Origin of the sequence: Vibrio sp. ZOR0018 (assembly GCF_963865925.1) — a bacterium.
GTDB lineage: Bacteria > Pseudomonadota > Gammaproteobacteria > Enterobacterales > Vibrionaceae > Vibrio > Vibrio anguillarum.
On sequence record NZ_CAWMCN010000073.1, the window covers coordinates 1 to 14994 of the forward strand.

The 14994-nt window shown below is 46.4% G+C and carries 10 protein-coding genes and 1 pseudogene; 7 read left to right on the forward strand and 4 right to left on the reverse strand.

Going from position 1 to position 14994, the window contains the following annotated elements; translation table 11 throughout:
* From AACR75_RS02870 to AACR75_RS02885, 4 genes and pseudogenes are all read left to right on the forward strand, one after another.
* On the forward strand, positions 1 to 1065 hold a 1065-nt coding region (locus AACR75_RS02870), incomplete at its 5' end, for a fructose-specific PTS transporter subunit EIIC (protein WP_047688603.1).
* A gap of 141 nt (positions 1066 to 1206) precedes the next feature.
* The gene (locus AACR75_RS02875; protein WP_231564175.1) at positions 1207 to 1584 is read left to right on the forward strand and encodes a hypothetical protein; all 378 of its coding nucleotides are present in this window, start codon (positions 1207 to 1209) and stop codon (positions 1582 to 1584) included.
* Between the two features lie 53 nt (positions 1585 to 1637).
* Entirely contained in the window at positions 1638 to 2321 is a 684-nt protein-coding gene (locus AACR75_RS02880) for a DedA family protein (RefSeq protein WP_026028609.1), read from the forward strand.
* A gap of 405 nt (positions 2322 to 2726) precedes the next feature.
* Positions 2727 to 5144, forward strand: a pseudogene (locus tag AACR75_RS02885) (M16 family metallopeptidase); the annotation flags it as partial.
* A 75-nt stretch (positions 5145 to 5219) separates the two neighbouring features.
* Here AACR75_RS02885 and AACR75_RS02890 read toward each other — a convergent pair.
* The 4 genes from AACR75_RS02890 to AACR75_RS02905 form a co-directional block, all read right to left on the reverse strand.
* Positions 5220 to 6314: a S1 family peptidase gene (locus AACR75_RS02890; protein WP_231564176.1), complete on the reverse strand. Its 1095-nt coding sequence runs from the start codon at positions 6312 to 6314 to the stop codon at positions 5220 to 5222.
* 128 nt (positions 6315 to 6442) lie between these two features.
* On the reverse strand, positions 6443 to 7429 hold the full coding sequence (locus AACR75_RS02895; RefSeq protein ID WP_017050015.1) for a trypsin-like serine protease: 987 nt from the start codon (positions 7427 to 7429) through the stop codon (positions 6443 to 6445).
* 77 nt (positions 7430 to 7506) lie between these two features.
* Positions 7507 to 8640 carry a glycine cleavage system aminomethyltransferase GcvT gene (gene gcvT, locus AACR75_RS02900; RefSeq protein ID WP_197056790.1) on the reverse strand — a complete coding sequence of 378 codons (1134 nt, stop codon included), beginning with the start codon at positions 8638 to 8640 and terminating at the stop codon, positions 7507 to 7509.
* Positions 8641 to 8931: 291 nt separating this feature from the next.
* Positions 8932 to 9555 (reverse strand): helix-turn-helix domain-containing protein, encoded by a 624-nt coding sequence (locus AACR75_RS02905; RefSeq protein WP_047688609.1) that lies wholly within the window; start codon positions 9553 to 9555, stop codon positions 8932 to 8934.
* A 392-nt stretch (positions 9556 to 9947) separates the two neighbouring features.
* Here AACR75_RS02905 and AACR75_RS02910 point away from each other — a divergent pair, with 392 nt between their 5' ends.
* From AACR75_RS02910 to gcvP, 3 genes are all read left to right on the forward strand, one after another.
* Positions 9948 to 11255 (forward strand): serine hydroxymethyltransferase, encoded by a 1308-nt coding sequence (locus AACR75_RS02910; protein WP_017043957.1) that lies wholly within the window; start codon positions 9948 to 9950, stop codon positions 11253 to 11255.
* Between the two features lie 57 nt (positions 11256 to 11312).
* Positions 11313 to 11693 (forward strand): glycine cleavage system protein GcvH, encoded by a 381-nt coding sequence (gene gcvH, locus AACR75_RS02915; RefSeq protein WP_013868476.1) that lies wholly within the window; start codon positions 11313 to 11315, stop codon positions 11691 to 11693.
* Between the two features lie 81 nt (positions 11694 to 11774).
* Positions 11775 to 14654, forward strand: coding sequence for an aminomethyl-transferring glycine dehydrogenase (gene gcvP / locus AACR75_RS02920; RefSeq protein WP_047688611.1), 2880 nt, complete (start codon positions 11775 to 11777; stop codon positions 14652 to 14654).
* Positions 14655 to 14994 lie beyond the last annotated feature (340 nt).

Here is a 14994-nt window from a genome sequence, read left to right on the forward strand (position 1 = left end):
TCAGCGTCTAATAATAATCAAACCGAAGAGAAAAAAGGGGTGTACAAGCACCTGATGACTGGGGTATCTCACATGCTTCCTGTCGTAGTCGCGGGTGGTTTGATCATCGCACTCTCTTTTGTGTTTGGTATTGAAGCGTTTAAAGAGCAAGGCACATTGGCGGCAGCGCTGATGACCATTGGTGGCGGTTCAGCCTTTGCATTAATGATCCCTGTCATGGCGGGTTTTATTGCGTTCTCGATTGCTGACCGTCCGGGGCTTGCTCCTGGTTTGATTGGCGGGATGCTGGCAAGCTCTACCGGAGCCGGTTTTCTTGGCGGTATTGTGGCCGGTTTCATTGCAGGTTACGCCGCTAAATTCATTGCAGATAAAGTCTCCTTACCTCAATCGATGGAAGCGCTAAAACCAATCCTCATCATTCCATTTGTGGCGAGTCTCTTTACTGGCTTGGTGATGATTTACATCGTCGGTGGCCCTGTATCGAGCATCATGGCTGCAATGACTGAGTTCTTAAACAACATGGGCTCAGCCAACGCCGTACTTCTGGGTGTAATCCTAGGCGCGATGATGTGCTTTGACTTAGGTGGGCCGATTAATAAAGCAGCGTATACCTTTGGTGTTGGTCTACTTGCTTCGCAAACTTACGCACCAATGGCCGCTATTATGGCTGCGGGTATGGTGCCAGCGTTAGGTATGGGCCTTGCGACTTTCCTTGCCAGAGACAAATTCGAAGCCGGTGAACGTGAAGCGGGTAAAGCCTCATTTGTACTAGGTTTATGCTTTATCTCTGAAGGGGCAATTCCATTTGCAGCGAAAGATCCAATGCGCGTTATCCCAGCTTGTATGGCAGGCGGCGCGTTAACGGGTGCACTGTCTATGTTGTTTGGCGCGAAATTAATGGCTCCGCACGGCGGCTTATTTGTCCTACTGATACCAAATGCGATTACACCTGTACTGATGTACCTAATCGCGATTGCGGCTGGTACGGCGGTGACTGGCTTTGGTTACGCCTTCCTTAAAAACCGCGCAAAAGCGAGCGAGAGCTCAACCGCGGCAGCAATATAATTTGCATCATTAATATCTAACCATCATGAGTGAGCAGCAGCGGTGCTCACTTTTTCACGCTTTTCCAGGGCTAAAATTCCTTTACACGCACCGCTGACACGCCGCATACTCACCCTCAGTTTAAGTAGCCTCGCGATAGTTATGATCCACTCATTGATGTTTGCCTTCTTGTTTAGCTTATTGAGCCTGTTCTCCTCGCTCAACCTCAATGCTACACAAAGCTTTTCGGCGAGTGAGTCTACGACAATCCAGCATGTTCGTTTTTCCAGTCATCTATTTTTTGTTGATCGTGATGCAGCGATATTAACCACAAGGCATGAAACGCCACGAGTCAGTGGGCTTCGGTTAATCTCAGATGACGACGAAAAGACGAGCGCAGAAACTACCCTACTTTCTTACATTCTCAGTACCACTGCGTTTGTCGTCATTTGTTCTCTGTATATAGGTCAATCAACTCACGTTTTTGTGCGTAAAGCACTGCAATTTTCCAACCTGTATTCACGCTTCGCCCACGCTTAACACCTTTTTCAATCGGACCAATTATTACTATTTACTGATTGAGGAAGCTTGTTATGAATACTTTTTTGTCTATTTTCTCTGCCTTATGGCATCAAGATCTGTTTGCGCTACAACAGGTCGATCTGTCGTTACTTTACCTCTGCATTGGGTTACTTATCTTCGTTGAAAGTGCATTTATTCCAGCAGCGCCACTGCCTTGCGATAGTGTGATTGTACTGTGTGGTAGCCTTGCGGCCGTTGGGGTACTCAACCTTTATGCCATTATTGGCGTGCTGGTTTTTGCTGGTTGGCTGGGCAGTGCGATCGCCTTTTATCAAGGCCACCAACTTAAAGAGTGGCGATTAGTCTCAACTTGGCTCAACAAAGTCTCAGAAAAACAGTGGCGCACTACCGATAACTTGATCCAAAGGTATGGGCTACTGGCCATGTTCATGGGGCGCTTTCTGCCGGTAGTTCGTTCTTTGCTGCCTATGGTAATGGGGCTGCGTAATGCAGTAACACCAACACGCTTCCTGCTCGTCTCACCACTGAGCGCGCTGGCGTGGATTCTGTTTTTGGTCGGCTCAGGCTTAGGTATTTCTCTTTTGCCCGATAAGCTTGCCAAAATAGCCAATCATGCGTTGATATTAGCACCACTGATGACACTGTTGATCGCTATCTCAACGGTACTGGTGGGTTGGTTAATGCGTAAACGTTCACTGCAAAAAGCCCCTCGTATCAGTGAAGAAAGCCAGTAGATCACCGAACTAATCTCTCAGCAGTGTGAAGCTAATGCTTCCACTGTTGAAGAAATTAGCCAGCCTCTCTGTTTTATGGTGTTAGCTGACGTGTTAGAGATATCCAATACAAAGGTGGGTAAACTATTCAAAACCTAACACTACCGTTACACAATGTAATTAATAACATTCATTGTTACGAAAAAATTGAAACTTCTTTCTCAAAACCTGAGTTGACAGTCACATTCCCCAAAATAATTCAAACCTCATGACGTATATTGCCACCAAATACATGTCGAGGTTGTTATGAAAATATATCGTCTACTATTCGTTAGTTGCTTATTTCTGTTGGGATGTGCTTCAAATCAAGCATTCACTCCGATCAAAGAAGATCCCTATTGGGCGAGCGCCGAGCTGGCCAATGGCATGAAATACCACATTTATCCCAATCAAAAAGAACCCATTTCCATCCGCTTGATTGTTCACGCAGCCGCATTTCAAGAAAACAATCAGCAACAGGGCTACGCTCATTTTCTTGAGCATATGGCTTTTAATGGCAGCGCTCATTATGCCGGAAATGATGCGATCAAAACCTTTGAGCAATCGGGGGTCAGTTTTGGCCCTGACATCAATGCTTATACTGCTTATCAAGAAACGGTTTACAAACTGGATTTACCCGATAACCAAGCGGTAGAGCCAGCTCTGGTCTGGTTTAGAGATATTGCCGATGGTATAGAGCTTACTCCTACATCGGTTGAAAATGAAAAACGCGTGATCATGGGCGAGTTTCGTTTTTCACGTAAAGAGGAGAAGAGCTACGCTCAAAACGTTTATGAGCACATGATTGCTAATACTTTATATGCGCAGCATGATCCCTTGGGCACCAAAGAGAGCGTGAACCAAGCGACAGCCGAAGGGATTGCCGATTTTTACCGCACTTGGTATCAGCCACAACTCACCGAAATCGTTATCGCTGGCAATATCACATTAGAGCAAGCCACGGCATTGATAGAAAAACATTTCGCGAGCTGGGAAAAAGGCAGCACACCAATGCCGACTAGAAATCACAGCATTACGGCCAATAATACAGATTTTGTGGGTTACATTGGTGCCAATGACTCACCGAACATTAGCCTATTCATCGACCGTGGCGAGCAAAAAATAGCCAGCCGTGAACAACAAGCCCAGTGGTGGCTCGATGATATCGCCCAGCAACTGATACAACAGCGGTTATCCAGCAATTTTAGTGATGCCAACCTTCCGGCACTTTGGATTTATTCCCAAACTATCCCGTTTGAAACCCAGCGCTATTCGTTTGCAGAGGTCGGGTTTCCAGTGGACTCAAGAGAAGCATCGCAAAATCTCTTCTTCTCCACACTTGCTGCACTGCGTGATCATGGTGTGAGTGAGCAAGAGTTTCAGGCGATTTTCCGTCAGTATCAAGAGATGCTAGCGAACTTCGATAACAATTGGCAAAAAGCCACCGCGATAGATTTAGTCGAAGAAAAAACGCTGGCGCGCACGTTGGATCAACCGATCCAGTCACATTTAGACCGACGTTCGACGTTAACCGAATTTATCTCGACCACCAACAGTGCCATGCTCGATAAACACCTTCGCAAATTATTGTCTAGCGACTACCAGATCAATATTGGGCTGGATAAAAGTGAAGACAAAGAATTAGTCGTCGCGACACTGCCAACACTCAAAACCCTGTTTGCCCAAAAAGGACAGCCACCGCTATTGCAAGAGGTCAATCAAGCTTTTGTAACACCTACGCAGATAGGTGCTATTTTGTCGGAATCTCAACCTCAAGAGCCGATGGATATCACCACTTGGACGCTAAGTAACGGTGTTGAAGTGTGGTATCGCAGAGACACTAACGCAGGGGAACAAGTGTATGCCTCTTTGGCAAGCCTTGGTGGTAAAGCAAGCTTAGAGCCCGATTTGCGTAAAGCTTCTGAAGTGCTTATTCCGAGTGCCATACGCGGTGGAATTGGTAACTTTAGCGGCTCTCAGTTGGATAATCACCTGAGAAGACACGGCATCATATTGAATCCCTACATCGACTTTACGTCGCATGGTATCAGCCTTGAATCATCTAAAGATGAGTTAGCCGAAGCGTTTGCGGCCCTTTATACGGCGATGACAGCCATCAACATCGACGACAGCCATCTGCAGTTAACAAAACAAGAGTTTAAGCAAAATCGAGATACTTTTCTTCGCTCACCCATTGGCCAGATGGCGCTCGCCATTAATCGCAATAGCTATCTGCCGGACACCACTCATTGGTTATACGAAGGATCGGACATCAATACGGTGAGTGTTGAACAACTGATGCAAACCCATGATGATCTCTTTAAGAAAAATAGAGGCTTTAAACTCTTTATTACCGCAGACATTAAACCTGCCGAACTGAAACCGCTATTGCGTACCTATGTAGCGTCATTAACCTTCAGCTCTGCACCTGAGGTCGATTATCGCATTGATTATCGCGCAGACTTTCAGCCTCGAATCGACATGGCGATCAACGATGAAAAAAGCAGTGCCTATCTTGCCAGAGTGATCAGTAACGACCCGGAACACAAATCGGCTACTACTATCTTCATGGATGATATGTTGTGGCGTGTGGCAAACCGCCGCATGGTGAGTCAGGTGCGTGAACAGCTAGGGTTGGATTACGCTCCCAATGCTTTTTCGGTTTCAGCCGATAGTGAACCACATAACGATTGGCTATTTAGCGTGGATATTTCATCCAATGATGTCGATATCGCAGAGCAAGCCATTGATAAGCTGATTGACGGTTTATCCGTCGAAATAACGGAAGAGGAAACGCTCACCGCAGCAAAACAGTTGATTGCCGATCTCAAACCACTCAAAGACGACCCCAAGCAGATGAATTGGTTTATTCAACGTTATTCACTGCACGGGTACGGCATCGATGCGTTGTTTAACATAGAGCAAACGGCAAACCGAATCACCGCACAAGAGATGACGTTGAGAGCCAAGCAAATTTTTAATCACCACAACAGACGAACCAAAATTATTATGCGCCCGAAAGCGAAATAACAGCAGTAGAGTCAACCCTAGGATACTCAAACTGCCACCGCTCTCCTCTTGAGGGGCAACAGTTTGAGTATCAATCAGAACACGTACCCCATTTTGAGTGGCAACATAATATTTAGGCGCCTCTGCCCCTGTAAGAACGCGCTGAATCCAGCTCTGATAATCATAAAGCTCCGTAAATACCGAGGTGATCGGTTGGTTAGTATCGCCACATAGTGAAGGCCCAAAGCTGGTTAAACCAATTTGAATGTATTGCGAGCCATTAAACCAATAGACAGGCCCACCGGAATCGCCAGAACAGGTGGAGTTTTTATATGCACCGCTTACCGCACCATCAAAACAGATCTGCTTTGAGGTCAGTGCCGAGCCATAAAAAGCGCTACAGACGGCATTACTAACAAAAGTGAGGGTCGTTTCTTGCAACTGCTTATTAGCATTCGGGACATTACCCGCCACGTAGCCATTCCCAATCGCTTTGTAATTATTGCCAGCAGGGTAATCATTATTTAACTGAGTATTGAGTAGCGCAGAATAGTCCGCCACATTGAGCGGTGTTTCGAGCTTGATAATCGCAATGTCATCACGCCAGAGTGCGCTGGACGAATTGATGTAAGTACTGGGGTAATAAAAAGCCGCCGCGCGCGATATCTGGATATTCCCGTAGGGGAAATCGGCCACATTATCCAACTGAGGCACTACCACTGTGTAAAGCATGGTATCTTTTTTACCGTAGATACAATGAGCTGCCGTCAAAATAAACTGTGAATTGATAATACTCGCCCCACAAAAACTGTTGGTACTATACTGAGCGCTGCTTTGATATAAAAGGCTAGCAAAAGAAGGGTAAGTGGCACTGCTGGTATCCGAACCATTCACAATGTAAGGCTGGAAATCAACCGCATAAGCATTTGCTGATAGCATCGCACTGAACAGTATCCATTTGTACATCCATCACCTCGTCACTCATCTAGAAAGATACGCGTGTATCACTTTCAAGTTTAGCGCCCTAAGTGGAACCTGCTCAAAAAAGGCAATAAAAAAGCGACCTAAACAGGTCGCTCGAAATCAATAAGGGTTCAACGTCTACGAATGAAAGGAATAAACATCAACAGTAAAGACCACCAGCCGAATGAACCGCCACTGTCAGAAGGTGGGTTTAAATAAGCTTGGCGTTTCGTTTCTGTTGCGACAAATTTTGGTGGTTCAGAACCAAGCAGAACACTCTCAATCCAAGTAGAATAGTCAAGGATTTCTGTAAATACAGACGTTGAACCAATTAGCGGATTAGGGTCTCCACACTTGGTAGTTGGCCCGAAGCTGGTTATACCAACTTGGATATAGTTACCGCCAATATGCCAAAATAACGGCCCCCCAGAATCGCCCTGACAGGTTGCATTTTCAAGCCCCGTAGAACCTATCACTCCTTCCATACATAAATTAGTGTCCGTGGTGGAAGTGTAATTGCAATATACATTAGGCACATAGGTTAAATTAGTTTTCTGTAGATACGTTTTAGTATCAATATTAGAAGAGGTATTACCATGCCCAACGGCAATAAAGGTTTCACTTGATGAACGATAAGTACTATCAGAATTTGCGGTAGGCCGCGTTAAGTAGTCAGCAGACGACACCATTGTCAAAGGTGTTTCAAGCTTGAGGATCGCAATATCATCCAATAAAGTGGTGTTGTTATAAGTTGATGGGTAATAGATCTCCGCCACTCGCGCTTTTTCTAATATGTTGTATGGAAAGTTTGTTTCAATTTGCAGCTTAGGTACAACAGAGGTGAAAAGCTGATTTGCACTATTACCATAAACACAGTGCGCAGCCGTCAATACGTATTGGTTATTGAGCAACGAAGCACCGCAATAGCTTCCTCTTCCATACGAACCGTTATAATCAATTTGATCAAAAAACAAGCTCGCTATAGAAGGAAACTCCGTCACGCTTGCATCCGTACCGTTTACTATGTAGGGCTGAGCATCAACGGCGAACACATTGCCAGAGACGGCGAGCGAAGATAAAAGTACTACCCATTTGTTCATCATGTCATTCCTTATCACTTTGAACCCAGATAGTACTTAATCCGTTATCGATATGAAACATCTTTAAATGCGCTTTTATTACATTTTATGATGCTTTAGCCGCGATAATAACGCTGAGCCACAAACGGCATTTTCTCAACCACCATAGGCAGCATTTTTCCGCGCACATCAGCAAAAATTTCTGTGCCTATCGCTGATAAATCAGCTCGGATATAGGCCATAGACACGGGCTTGCCAGCCGTCGGTCCCGCTGTACCACTGGTCACTACGCCTATATGCTGGCCATCGGCATCAAATAGCTCAGTGCCTTCACGTACTGGCGCTTTAGTTAAACCCACTAAACCTACACGTTTACGTGCAACATCTTTGCTTTCGATCTGCCCAAGAATAATGTCGGCACCCGGAAAACCACCCGCACGCTCACCTTCAGCACGACGCACTTTGCTTATCGCCCATAACAAGCTCGCTTCAACTGGCGTTGTGGTGGTATCAAGATCATGCCCGTAAAGACATAAACCACACTCTAAACGCAGTGAATCGCGCGCGCCCAGACCAATCCATTCCACTTCTTCATAAGAGGTCAGTTTACGCGCCAATGCTTCGGCCTGCTCTGCTGGTACAGAAATTTCATAACCATCTTCACCGGTATAACCACTTCTGCTGACAATGCATTGAGCACCGTCGATGTCCATTAGCTGAATATCCATAAAGTGCATCGTCATCACTTGTGGTTGCAGGCGAGCTAACACTTCAGCGGCTTTTGGCCCTTGCAGCGCTAACAGCGCGCGATCGTCAATGACTTCGAGCTCAACACCTTGTGGCAAATGTGCTTGTAGATGAGCAATATCTTGTGCTTTACAAGCCGCATTAACCACAACAAACAGATGATCATCAAGGTTAGCAACCATCAAGTCATCCATGATGCCACCTTGTGCATTGGTGAAAAAGGCGTAACGCTGCTTGCCTGCTGGTAAGTCAATAATATCGACCGGAACCAATGACTCCAATGCTTGCGCGGCATTGGCTCCATGCAAACGAAGTTGGCCCATATGCGAAACATCAAACAAACCAGCCGCCTCGCGAGTATGCAAATGCTCTTTCTTTACCCCTAATGGGTACTGAACGGGCATGTCATAGCTAGCAAATGGCACCATTTTCGCTCCAACTTCGATGTGCAGCGTATGTAAAGGAGTAGTGAGTAATGTTTGATTTGCATGTTCTTGAGTCATTTTTATCTCCATTTCAGCCGACCCAGCAGGGAATTCACCACCAAATTTTGGCTATTATGTCCAAAGAAGAGGAAACCATGTTTCCAATAGTGAACAAGAATGCGCCCGTTCGGACGGATTAACAAGTTCAAAACAAGATGAATTGTCAAAATTAACAACCCAATCACAATTAAAAGTCGCGAGATGCTTAGCATCGCCTGAGCTAAAAGTGATTAAAAGCACACTACAGAGGGCAAAGCCAACAAATAGCAAACGATTGCTGTCACTATAAGAAACTTCGCGTTTTCACACTCATTTTGCCGTAACCCACAAAATCAATGCATCCTCTTCGCTGGCAGAGACCAGCATGTGCCCCATGTTAGCGTCGTAATAAACGCTATCACCTTCCGCCAATCGAACCGGTTCATAAAATTCGCTATAGAACAAAACTTCACCCGTGAGGATCAACAAAAACTCCTCACCATCGTGACGAACCCAGTCACTGTACTCTTCAAATGCACGAGCTCGCACTCGGCTTTTAAACGGCATCATCTTCTTATTAGAGAGCTGCGTGGCGAGCAATTCATGCTCGTAAGTTGGGGTGGGATGCGGTTTACCCTGACCAATACGAGAAATATCCCTACGACCTGTTGCCACAATTTTCTTTGGTGGCTCAAATAGTTGAGGCATATCTATCTGCAATCCATGAGCGAGTTTTTGCATCGCTTGGTAGGTTGGAGAAATCTGTTCGTTTTCGATTTTACTCAATGTAGATCGAGCTAACCCTGTCCGCTGGCTCGCCTCTTCTAGCGTAATCCCAAGCTTAGAGCGGATCTCTTTAATACGTTGCCCAAGCTTAAGCGGTTCGATCGTTTGTTCACCAGTTTCCTTGGCCAAGGTCAACGATGGGTACTCATCATAAATGTCTTCAGACATGCTTTCCCTCGATTGTTATCTTCCTGATTTCGGCCATCATTGTGGCATAAAGCCAACGCAAGGTTAAAGAGGCTGCACGTAAATAAAGCGTGCTCTTGCTTACAAAAAAAGAAACCATGTTTCCTATAGGAAATTTTTGATTGATTGTTTATAAGTCAAAGAGTATGTTACTGACTTGTTAGATAAAGAGATGCGGTTTACCACTTATTGCGGTTAGGGATTTAACAAGGTTTAAGTGGCTTTTCACCCCGTATTGTTGGGGTTGCAATCCAGTTTAAGGATAACTGACACTCTGCTTTGTTGTCGCCTAACGGCTTAACGATAAGGCAGCCACTAAAAAGGAATGACGGAATGTTTAGCCAATCCGTCGGATTATTGGAAGGTCATCTACCATGAATGCCAACGTGAACAAAAGTTACCCCAACCACTGCCTTGAGAGCTTTTTCTCAACCAACCTTGCTGCCACTGATGATGCTGTCTTTGCGGGTATTCAAGCCGAATACGTGCGCCAAAATGAACAAATTGAGCTGATCGCCTCAGAAAACATCGTTTCAAAAGCCGTTATGCAAGCGCAAGGTACTTGTCTCACCAATAAATATGCAGAAGGCTACCCCGGCCGTCGCTATTACGGTGGTTGCGAACACGTTGATACCGTCGAAACCATTGCGATTGAACGTGCAAAATCCCTATTCCATTGTCAATACGCCAACGTGCAGCCGCATTCAGGCGCACAAGCTAATGGCGCGGTGATGCTGGCTTTACTGCAACCGGGTGACACGATTTTAGGTATGTCTCTGGATGCCGGAGGCCACCTCACTCATGGCGCTCGGCCTGCCCTCTCTGGTAAGTGGTTTAATGCAATTCAATATGGTGTCGATAGCACGACCTTAGAAATCAATTATGATGATGTACGCAGCCTCGCGTTAGAGCATCAACCAAAAATGATCATTGCGGGCGGCTCTGCCATTCCTCGCGTGATTGATTTTGCCAAATTCCGAGCCATTGCTGATGAAGTGGGCGCGCTCTTAATGGTCGATATGGCGCATATTGCCGGATTAGTCGCCACTGGTGCTCACCCAAGCCCATTGCCGCATGCCCACGTTGTCACGACCACCACACATAAAACCTTGCGCGGCCCACGAGGCGGTATGGTTTTGACCAACAGTGAAGAGATCAGCAAAAAAATTAACTCGGCGGTTTTTCCCGGCCTGCAAGGTGGCCCGTTAATGCACGTAATTGCGGCCAAAGCGGTAGCACTAGGCGAAGCGTTAGGCCCTGAGTTTCATCGTTATATTGATTCGGTGATCGATAACGCAAAAGTTCTCGCCGAAGTATTGCAAACTCGCGGTTGTGACATTGTGACTGGCGGGACTGACACTCATCTCATGCTTGTTGATCTTCGCCCTAAAGGGCTGAAGGGGAATATCGCCGAACAAGCATTAGAGCGTGCAGGAATCACATGTAACAAAAATGGCATCCCATTTGATACCGAGAAGCCTATGATTACTTCGGGTATTCGTTTAGGTACGCCAGCTGGAACCAGCCGTGGTTTTGGTCGTGAAGAATTCAAACTCATCGGTGAGTGGATTGGCGATGTTCTCGATGGCCTTGTTGTGAGCCCAGAAGGAAACAGTGATGTTGAGCAACGTGTGCGCAAACAAGTTAAAGCGCTGTGCCAACGCTTCCCACTCTACCAATAGCCTTTTTAAATTAAACACAAGTTCAAATCAATACGATACTTTTTTGGAGATAAAGCAATGGACAATACACTGAAGTTTGCAGATAGCCACGAGTGGGTGCGCGACAACGGTGACGGCACAGTGACCATCGGTATTTCTGAGCATGCGCAAGAGATGCTTGGTGACGTCGTGTTTGTTGACCTACCTGAAGTAGATACAGAAATTGATGCTGGAGACAGTTTTTCTCTGGTTGAATCTGTCAAAGCCGCTTCAGATATTTACGCACCGATTACAGGTGTCATCGTTGAAATCAACGAAGAGTTAGAAGATAGCCCAGAACTCATCAACGAAGAACCGTATGAAGGTGGCTGGATTGTGAAAGTGAAGATGTCTGATGCTTCTGAACTCGACAATCTAAAAAATGCAGAAGAGTACCAAAACTCTATCGAAGAAGATTAATTAGCCCATCACGGATCAAAGCTGCCCAGCATGGGCGGCTTTTTTTTAAGGTCGCACACGATCTTTGAAAAGGTAAAGGAAATGACTGAATTACTTCACAGCCCACTGCTTAGCCAGTTAAGTACCGAAAATGAGTTTGTTGCACGCCACAACGGACCCAACTCAGCCGATCAACAAAAAATGCTCAACGCGATTAACGCCGAAAGCTTAGCCGCGTTAATCGAACAAACCGTTCCTGCGCAAATTCGTTTAGAAAGCCCAATGTCCCTTGCTGCGCCTAAAAGCGAAGCCGATATGCTCAGCTCGATGAAAGTATTTGCCAATCAAAACCAGATTAAACGCACGTTCATTGGTCAAGGTTACTACAACACCTTCACGCCGAACGTCATTTTGCGTAACGTACTGGAAAATCCGGGCTGGTATACGGCTTACACGCCCTACCAGCCAGAAATCTCTCAAGGTCGTTTGGAGTCGCTGCTTAACTACCAACAAATGGTGATGGATTTAACAGCAATGGATATTGCCAACGCGTCGCTGCTCGATGAAGCAACGGCCGCTGGCGAAGCAATGACACTGTGTAAACGCGCAGGAAAAAGCAAAAGTAACGTCTTTTTTGTGGCGGACGATGTTCATCCACAAACCATTGAAGTAGTAAAAACTCGCGCTGAATTTATCGGTTTTGAGGTACAAATCGGCGCACTCGACTCATTGCCTGAACAAGATGTGTTTGGCGCGCTGCTGCAATACCCAAGCACCACAGGTGAAGTGCGTGATTTAAGCGACCTGATTGCTAAAGCGCAAGCCAATAAAATCTTGGTTACTGTTGCCACGGATTTACTGGCCAGCACCTTGCTGAAACCAGCAGGTGAAATGGGCGCGGATGTCGTGATTGGCTCGGCTCAACGTTTCGGTGTCCCTATGGGTTACGGCGGCCCACACGCCGCCTTTATGGCCACGCGTGAAGCGCACAAACGCACTATGCCCGGCCGCGTGATCGGCGTGTCGATTGACGCCAAAGGTAACCCAGCACTGCGCATGGCAATGCAAACTCGCGAGCAGCACATTCGCCGCGAAAAAGCGACCTCGAACATCTGTACCGCGCAAGCCCTGCTGGCTAATATGGCCTCGTTTTATGCGGTCTATCATGGCGCAGAAGGGTTGCGCACCATTGCGCGCCGTACTCATCATATGACAGCAATTCTAGCGGCAGGCTTAACTCAAGCGGGCTACGAATTGGTGCACAACAGCTTCTTTGACACGATTACCTTAAAGAGTGCCGCTCAAACTCAAGCGCTCTACGCAAAAGCGCAACAAGCCGACATCAACTTACGCCGCTTTGATGACCAATTGGGCATCAGTTTGGATGAAACCACCACCACAGCTGATCTTAAAGCCCTGTTTGCGGTTTTCGATATTAAGCAATCGGTAAGCGCGCTGTCGGCAGAAATCGCCGCCAACGAATTTGCAGCGATTCCAGAACAGTGCCGTCGTCAATCTCGCTTCCTAACGCATCCTGTGTTCAACACCTATCACAGCGAAACGCAAATGATGCGTTATTTGAAAAAACTTGAGAATAAAGACTTTTCATTAACTCACGGCATGATCCCGCTTGGCAGTTGCACCATGAAACTGAACGCCGCAGCCGAGATGATCCCTGTCACTTGGCCAGAATTTGGTTCAATCCACCCATTTGCACCGAAAGAGCAAGCCGCAGGTTACGCTGCTCTCGCTAAGGATTTAAAAGAAAAGCTCTGTGAAATCACAGGCTATGATGCCTTCTCGCTACAACCAAATTCTGGTGCTTCTGGCGAATATGCAGGACTTGTAGCGATTCAGCGCTACCACAAAAGCCGTGGTGAAGAGCACCGTAACGTCTGCTTAATTCCGAGCTCAGCACACGGCACCAACCCTGCAACCGCTTCAATGGTTTCGATGAAGGTGGTGGTCGTGAAATGTGATAATAACGGCAACGTTGATATCGCAGACCTCGCAGACAAAATTGAGAAGCATAAAGAGAACCTCTCTAGCATCATGATCACTTATCCTTCAACGCACGGCGTTTACGAAGAACAAGTTAAAGAAGTGTGTAACATGGTTCACGCCGCAGGCGGCCAAGTTTACCTTGATGGTGCCAACATGAACGCGCAAGTTGGTTTGACCAATCCAGGCTTTATTGGCTCTGATGTTTCTCACCTCAACCTGCACAAAACATTCTGTATTCCACATGGCGGCGGCGGCCCAGGTATGGGGCCGATTGGTGTAAAATCTCACCTAGCGCCTTTCCTACCGGGACATATTGAAGGGGGAGTTGAAGGCAGCGATCACGCAGTATCTGCGGCCGATTTAGGCAGCGCTTCTATTTTACCTATCTCATGGGCTTATATTGCCATGATGGGTGCAGAAGGCTTAACCACGGCTACTCAAGTCGCTATTTTAAATGCTAACTATGTGATGGAAAGACTGCGCCCACACTACCCTATTCTTTACCGTGGTAGTAACGGCCGCGTAGCGCACGAATGCATTATTGACATTCGTCCGCTTAAAGAAGCGACCGGTATCAGCGAAGAAGATATTGCTAAACGTTTGATGGATTATGGCTTCCACGCACCGACGATGTCATTCCCTGTTGCTGGCACCTTGATGATTGAACCAACCGAATCGGAAGACTTAGCCGAATTGGATCGCTTCTGCGAGGCGATGATTGCGATTCGCGCCGAAATGGAGAAAGTTCAATCAGGCGAATGGCCATTAGCCGACAACCCGTTAGTGAATGCGCCGCATACACAATCGGATCTCGCAAGTGATGCATGGGCTCACCCATATTCTCGTGAAACGGCTTGCTTCCCATCCGCTCATACTAAGGCATCAAAATACTGGCCAACCGTGAGCCGTGTCGATAACGTATACGGTGACCGTAACCTTGTCTGCTCATGCCCAAGTATCGATAACTACCAAGAGTAGGTGCTAACGTTGATAGCTCGTCGTCACAATTTATGATCATCTTTTAGGTTGTGACTGACTTTATTATCAATATTAAATAATAAAGGCGAACTGAGAAGTTCGCCTTTTTGTTAGGCTGTAAAACGATTTTTGGACAAAGGTAAGTTACGAAGTGCCCACAGTGAAGGTTCTGGACAAAACTGTTTTAGCAAACTTCATCCATTATCATAAATGACATACACCCAACGCTCACGAAACTAATTCCCTCTTATCGTGGAGAACCACACTTAATACGACTTCAGGTCGTACGGACAGAAATGGGGTTACCGACACGAACTATTTCCACTAAATTCGCATAATT